The organism is Streptomyces sp. CB01249 (assembly GCF_001905735.1).
Taxonomy (GTDB): Bacteria; Actinomycetota; Actinomycetes; order Streptomycetales; family Streptomycetaceae; genus Streptomyces.
In genome coordinates this window covers 1,592,125-1,598,773 of record NZ_LISW01000002.1, presented here as the reverse complement: position 1 = coordinate 1,598,773, position 6,649 = coordinate 1,592,125, and the positions used below count along the sequence as shown (strand labels likewise).

Sequence of the window (6,649 nt, the reverse complement as noted above, 5' to 3'; positions counted from 1 at the left end):
TCTCCGTGAATGTTTTCCCGTAATCGGGAGACACATCACGAGAGCGGAACGACAAGGTCGGAATATGACCCGTCGTCCACTGCGTCCTCGCTGTGTTTTGCCTACCCGATCCCAAAGGGACCGTGCAGGGCTTTCAAAGGAACCACCAACCTGCCGAAGCAGGCCGGGGTATCAACATATCTGGCGTTGACTTTTGGCACGCTGTTGAGTTCTCAAGGAACGGACGCTTCCTTTGTACTCACCCGCAGAACATTTTCTGGGGCTTTCCTCCGGGCGCTTCCCTTCGGTCTTGCGTTTCCGACTCTATCAGACTCTTTCGTGTCCGATTCCCGGTCGAAGCGGGTCAAGCGATTTTCGCTTTCCAGTTCTTCGCTTTCGCGTTTCCCTTTCCGGCGGCTCCGACTTTATCAGAAGTTCTGAGTCGGAATTTCCACCCCCTCTCGGAAGCTTCGGGGCGCACGGATGCGCTCGCTGCTTCCCGGTGAGGTGGAGACGTAAACGTACTGGAGCGGAGCGCCCCGATGCAAATCGGGGGCCCCGCTCCGGAGTTCGCGCCTGTCGGAGGGTCAGACCTCGACCACGACGGGGAGGATCATCGGGCGCCGGCGGTAGGTGTCGGAGACCCACTTGCCCACCGTGCGGCGGATCAGCTGCTGGAGCTGATGCGGCTCCAGCACACCGTCCTGGGCCGACTTGTTCAGCGCGTCCTCGATCTTCGGCACGACCGCGGTGAACGCCGCGTCGTCGATGCCGGAGCCGCGGGCCTGGATGTGCGGACCGCCCACGATCTTGCCCGAGGTGCTGTCCACCACCAGGAACACCGAGATGATGCCCTCGTCGCCGAGGATGCGGCGGTCCTTGAGCGAGGTCTCCGTGACATCGCCGACGGAGAGGCCGTCGACGTACACGTAACCGGCCTGGACCTTGCCGACGATCTTCGCCTTGCCGTCGATGAGGTCCACGACCACACCATCCTCGGCGATGACGATGTGGTCCTTCGGCACGCCGGTCAGGGCGCCGAGCTCGGCGTTGGCCCGCAGATGGCGCCATTCACCGTGCACCGGCATCAGGTTCTTCGGGCGGCAGATGTTGTAGAAGTACAGCAGCTCGCCGGCCGAGGCGTGACCCGAGACGTGGACCTTGGCGTTGCCCTTGTGAACGACGTTGGCGCCCCAGCGCGAGAGGCCGTTGATCACGCGGTAGACCGCGTTCTCGTTCCCCGGGATCAGGGAAGAGGCCAGGATGACCGTGTCGCCCTGGACGATGCGGATCTGGTGGTCGCGGTTGGCCATCCGGGAGAGGGCCGCCATCGGCTCGCCCTGCGAACCGGTGCAGACGAGCACGACCTCGTCGTCCGGCAGGTCGTCCAGGGTCTTGACGTCCACGACGAGCCCGGCCGGGACCTTCAGATAGCCGAGGTCACGGGCGATGCCCATGTTCCGGACCATCGAACGCCCGACGAAGGCGACCCGGCGGCCGTACTCGTGGGCCGTGTCCAGGATCTGCTGGATGCGGTGCACATGGCTGGCGAAGCTCGCCACGATGATGCGCTTCTGCGCATTGGCGAAGACGTTGCGCAGAACGTTCTGGATGTCCCGCTCGGGCGGTACGAAGCCCGGGACCTCCGCGTTCGTGGAGTCGGAGAGCAGAAGGTCGATGCCCTCCTCGCTCAGCCGCGCGAAGGCGTGCAGGTCGGTGAGGCGGCCGTCCAGCGGGAGCTGGTCCATCTTGAAGTCACCGGTGGCGACGGCCATGCCCGCGGGGGTCCGGATGGCGACCGCGAGGGCGTCCGGGATGGAGTGGTTGACCGCGATGAACTCGCAGTCGAAGACGCCGATGCGCTCGCGCTGCCCCTCCGCCACCTCCAGGGTGTACGGCCGGATGCGGTGCTCCTGGAGCTTGGCCTCGATCAGCGCGAGGGTCAGCTTGGAGCCGATGAGCGGGATGTCGGGCTTCAGGCGCAGCAGGTACGGGACGCCACCGATGTGGTCCTCGTGGCCGTGCGTGAGGACGATGCCCTCGACGTCGTCCAGGCGGTCCCGGATGGTCGTGAAGTCCGGCAGGATCAGGTCGATGCCGGGCTGCTCCTCCTCGGGGAAGAGGACACCGCAGTCGACGATGAGCAGGCGGCCGCCGTATTCGAAGACCGTCATGTTCCGGCCGATCTCGCCGAGGCCGCCGAGCGGGGTGACCCGGAGGGCGCCCTTCGCGAGCTTCGGCGGGGTGCCGAGTTCAGGATGCGGATGACTCAAAAGACTCTCCTTACCACGCGCGCCACGTACCGCTTGGGCACGTGGCGCGCATGTCATTCGTGCACTTGCTGTTGTCTTGGGTGTCGCTGTGCCGCGGGATTCCCCACGCGTTCAGCTGTGTTTCGCGTATTCAGTTGTGAAGTCCGTTGTCAGAGCTCTACCCCGCCGGCGGCGAGATCGATCTTGAGCTGGGCCGTCTCCTGCGCGGTGAGCTCGACCAGGGGCAGCCGGAGCGGGCCCGCCGGGAGGCCCTGCAGCGTCAGCGCGGCCTTGGTGGTGATCACGCCCTGGGTGCGGAACATGCCGGTGAAGACCGGGAGCAGCTTCTGGTGGATCTCGGTGGCCTTCTGCACGTCGCCGCCGAGGTGGGCCTCGATGAGCGCCCGAAGGTCCGGGGTGACGACATGGCCGACGACGGAGACCACACCGACCGCGCCGACGGACAGCAGCGGAAGGTTCAGCATGTCGTCGCCGGAGTACCAGGCGAGGCCCGAGCGGGCGATGGCCCAGCTCGCGCGGCCCAGGTCGCCCTTGGCGTCCTTGTTGGCGACGATCCGGGGGTGCTCGGAGAGCCGTACGAGCGTCTCCGTGTCGATCGGCACACCGCTGCGGCCCGGGATGTCGTAGAGCATCACCGGCAGGCCGGTGGCGTCCGCGATGGCGGTGAAGTGCCGGAGCAGGCCCTCCTGCGGCGGCTTGTTGTAGTACGGGGTCACGGCGAGGAGGCCGTGGACGCCGCTGCGCTCGGCGGTGCGGGCGAGCTCGATGCTGTGCCGGGTGTCGTTGGTCCCGATGCCGGCGACGATGTGCGCCCGGTCCCCCACGGCTTCCAGGACCGCCCTGACGAGCTGGTCTTTCTCCGCGTCGCTGGTGGTCGGGGACTCGCCGGTGGTGCCGTTGATGATCAGGCCGTCGTTGCCTGCGTCCACCAGGTGGGTGGCGAGCCGCTGCGCGCCCTCGATGTCGAGAGCGCCGTCCGCCGTGAACGGCGTGACCATAGCGGTGAGGACCCGCCCGAAGGGGGTCTGCGGAGTGGAGATCGGAGCCATGGGTAACACGCTACTCGCTGCTCGACGCACGGTGCCCCCTCGGGGGGACAAGCAAGAGGAGCCCGGCACTGCCTGCTCGGGGGTTCAAGCAGTGCCGGGTCCGTTTGATCAGCCTAGATGAACTTCTCGAAACGCCGCAATACGGACACCGCCCTATGGGGCGACACGTCCATTTTTGTTGAAGGCTGCATGGGTGAGCGGCATGAGCCGGGCCCAGTGGGCCTCCATCTGCTCGCCCACCATCTCGATCTCCCGCTGCGGGAACGAGGGCACCTTCGCCATCTCGTGCTGCGTACGCAGGCCGAGGAAGTGCATCAGGGAGCGGGCGTTGCACGTGGCGTACATCGTGGAGAACAGGCCGACCGGGAGAACCGCGCGGGCGACCTCGCGGGCCACGCCCGCCGCCAGCATCTCCTGGTACGCCTCGTACGCCTGCCGGTACGAGTCCTCCATGGCCCGGGTGGTGAGCGCGTGCTGCTCGGGCGTGCCCTCGACGAACTCGTACTTGCCCGGGCGGCCCTGCTGGATGAGCTTGCGGGACGTGTCGGGGACGTAGAAGACCGGCTGCAGCTCCCTGTAGCGGCCCGATTCCTCGTTGTACGACCAGCCGACCCGGTGCCGCATGAACTCGCGGAACACGAAGATCGGAGCGCTGATGAAGAAGGTCATCGAGTTGTGCTCGAACGGGCTGCCGTGCCGGTCCCGCATCAGGTAGTTGATGAGGCCCTTCGAGCGCTCGGGGTCCTTGGTGATCTCCTCCAGGGACTGCTCACCGGCCGTGGACACACGGGCGGCGAACAGCACGTCGGCGTCGCCCGCAGCGGATTTCACCAGGTCGACGGTGACGTCGCTGCGGAAATGGGCCTTCGTGGGCTCGGGGGTGTCGTCGGTCACCGACAGGGTCCTTCCAATGGCATCGCTCGGGCGGCGACCACTCTACGGGCCGGGCTCCCAGCGTCTGCGCGCGGCTTGGGCGGGAACGTCTTTCCGGTTTTTTCTGATTTCATCGGGCGATTCGGGGCACCGAACGGGGTGGTCGAGCGTCTGACTGGATAGCACCACCCGAAAGAGACTCCAAGGAGAGCCACCCCATGTTCCGCCGGCGTGAATCCGTCCCGTTCTCGTTCGTAGCCGAGTCCGACCGGTTCCGCAGTAACGTCACCCCGCCTCCCCGCCCCCGCAGTACGGTCTCCGAGCGGGCGGGACGCGTCCTGATCGGCCTCGTCGTCGTCGGGGGCATAGCAGGGGCTCTGCTCCTCGGTCTGCCTGCTCTGGGCCCCGAGCAGGGGCCGGCCCACACGCAGCAGACCGAAGCGGCGCACGGGCGCTGACCCGGACGGACCCCCTGGGGTGGTCGGTCCGGGCATCTCCTCGGTAGCCTCACCGGGCACAGCAATCGAGCGTGCTTGTGAGTGAGGATCAGTCGTGCCCCTGCCCTTTCTGACGGCCGACCGCGCGTTTGACGCGAACGCGGAGGACGTCGCGCTGCCGTTCGACGACCACGACAGCTGGCGGCGGCCCTACCGTCCCGGTCCGTGGCGGGTCGCCGCAGCGGCCGGTCTGCTGCTGCTCGCCTCGTTCATCCTGTTCGCGGGGATGATCATCGCGTTCGCCGGAGCGCTGCCCGGGGCGGGGGCGTGTCTCGCGCTCGGCCTCGCGATCATCCTGTGCGCCCTGCGGATGCTGCGCATCGGCGCCTGGGTGAGCCGGCACGGTGTGCGCCGGGTGGGCTTCTTCCGTACGACGACCGTTCCGTGGAGCCGGGCCACTGCCGTACGTACGGTGCAGCAGCCGGTGAAGTGGCTCGGGTTCCCCCGTACCGTGCAGGGCCAGGCGCTGATCGTCGTCCGCAAGGGCGGGGACGCGGTGCCGCCGCTGCTCACGGACTCCAACGCGGATTTTCTTGCGCGGGGGGAGGCGTTTGATCGTGCCGCCGACACGATCGAGGCGTGGGGGGATGAGTACCGGCCGCGGTAGCGGTTTCGCTGCGCGAGCCGTCCGGTGACTGAGGTGTCCTCAATCGCCGGACGGCTCCTTTTTTGTCCTCAAGCGCCGGACGGGCTGGAGTGTTCGCCCGACGGGCTGGAGTGTTCGCCCGACGGGCTGGGGTGCTCGCCCGACGGGGTGGAAACGCCTGCCCGGTGCAGGGCGATGGCTCGTTGCATGGCCTTGCGGGCTCGGGGGGTGTCGCGGGCGTCCTGGTAGGCGACGGCCAGGCGGAACCAGCAGCGCCAGTCGTCCGGGGTGTCCTCCGTCTCCTCGCGGCGGCGTTCGAACACCGCGTCGGCGGAGGCGCGATCGATGCGGCCGCTGGGGGTGCGCAGCAGCTCGTCGACGGGGAGGCCGCCCTCCGCGTCCAGTTCGGCGGCCAGGGCGTTGGCCCTGCGGACGAACTGGGTGTTCTTCCACAGGAACCACACGCCGATCGCCGGCAGGACCAGTACGGCGATCCCGAAGGTCACCGTGATGAGGGTGCCGTGCTTGATGAGCAGGACGCCGCGGCTGCCGACCAGGACGAAGTAGAAGACCAGGACGGCAGCGGTGACGACGTAAGTGATCTTTGCGCGCATGGCGGGGCCAGTCAGTTCAGGTCGAGGAAGTGTTCCAGGCCGAACGTGAGGCCGGGAGTGTTCACCACGCGGCGGGCGCCGAGCAGGATGCCGGGCATGAAGCTGCTGTGGTGCAGGGAGTCGTGCCGGATGGTGAGGGTCTCGCCCTCGCCTCCGAGCAGCACCTCCTGGTGGGCCAGGAGGCCGCGGAGGCGGACCGAGTGGACCGGGATGCCGTCGACGTCGGCGCCCCGTGCCCCGTCCAGCGCCGTGCTGGTGGCGTCCGGCTGCGGGGCGCAGTCCGCCTCGCGGCGGGCGGCGGCGATGAGCTGGGCGGTGCGGGCGGCGGTGCCCGAGGGGGCGTCGGCCTTGTTGGGGTGGTGCAGCTCGATGACCTCGACGGACTCGAAGTAGCGGGCCGCCTGCTGGGCGAACTTCATGGTGAGGACCGCGCCGATGGAGAAGTTCGGTGCGATGAGGACACCGGTCTCCGGGGAGGCGGAGAGCCAGCCGTCGAGCTGCGCGAGCCGTTCGTCGGTCCAGCCGGTGGTGCCGACCACCGCGTGGATGCCGTGGCCGACGCAGTACTCGAGGTTCTCCATCACCGAGGCAGGGGTGGTCAGCTCGACGGCGACCTGGGCGCCGGTCTCCGCGAGGGTTTCCAGCTTGTCGCCCCGGCCGAGTGCGGCCACCAGCTCCAGGTCGTCGGCGGCCTCGACGGCTCGTACCGCTTCGGCGCCGATACGGCCCTTCGCACCGAGGACGGCCACGCGCAGCTTGCTCATTGCTCTGCTTCCTT

7 protein-coding genes are annotated in these 6,649 nt (G+C 68.0%); 2 read left to right on the top strand and 5 right to left on the bottom strand.

Annotation, left to right across the window (positions count from 1 at the left end; genetic code table 11):
* Window positions 1-566: 566 nt before the first annotated feature.
* From AMK18_RS15675 to thyX, 3 genes are all read right to left on the bottom strand, one after another.
* Entirely contained in the window at window positions 567-2,252 is a 1,686-nt protein-coding gene (locus AMK18_RS15675) for a ribonuclease J (protein ID WP_018102298.1), read from the bottom strand.
* Between the two features lie 149 nt (window positions 2,253-2,401).
* Complete coding sequence (dapA, locus tag AMK18_RS15670; protein WP_020207390.1) at window positions 2,402-3,301, bottom strand: 4-hydroxy-tetrahydrodipicolinate synthase; 900 nt, start codon at window positions 3,299-3,301, stop codon at window positions 2,402-2,404.
* Between the two features lie 153 nt (window positions 3,302-3,454).
* Window positions 3,455-4,195 (bottom strand): FAD-dependent thymidylate synthase, encoded by a 741-nt coding sequence (thyX, locus tag AMK18_RS15665; protein WP_018102300.1) that lies wholly within the window; start codon window positions 4,193-4,195, stop codon window positions 3,455-3,457.
* A gap of 197 nt (window positions 4,196-4,392) precedes the next feature.
* Between thyX and AMK18_RS15660 the strand changes: the two genes are divergently transcribed.
* Window positions 4,393-4,632, top strand: a complete 240-nt coding sequence (locus AMK18_RS15660) for a hypothetical protein (RefSeq protein ID WP_073863199.1) — start codon at window positions 4,393-4,395, stop codon at window positions 4,630-4,632.
* Window positions 4,633-4,726: 94 nt separating this feature from the next.
* Window positions 4,727-5,278 carry a hypothetical protein gene (locus tag AMK18_RS15655; protein ID WP_018102302.1) on the top strand — a complete coding sequence of 184 codons (552 nt, stop codon included), beginning with the start codon at window positions 4,727-4,729 and terminating at the stop codon, window positions 5,276-5,278.
* A 68-nt stretch (window positions 5,279-5,346) separates the two neighbouring features.
* Here AMK18_RS15655 and AMK18_RS15650 read toward each other — a convergent pair whose 3' ends face one another.
* Window positions 5,347-5,871, bottom strand: a complete 525-nt coding sequence (locus tag AMK18_RS15650) for a tetratricopeptide repeat protein (protein WP_073863198.1) — start codon at window positions 5,869-5,871, stop codon at window positions 5,347-5,349.
* A gap of 11 nt (window positions 5,872-5,882) precedes the next feature.
* Window positions 5,883-6,635, bottom strand: coding sequence for a 4-hydroxy-tetrahydrodipicolinate reductase (gene dapB / locus AMK18_RS15645; RefSeq protein WP_073863197.1), 753 nt, complete (start codon window positions 6,633-6,635; stop codon window positions 5,883-5,885).
* Window positions 6,636-6,649: the final 14 nt, after the last annotated feature.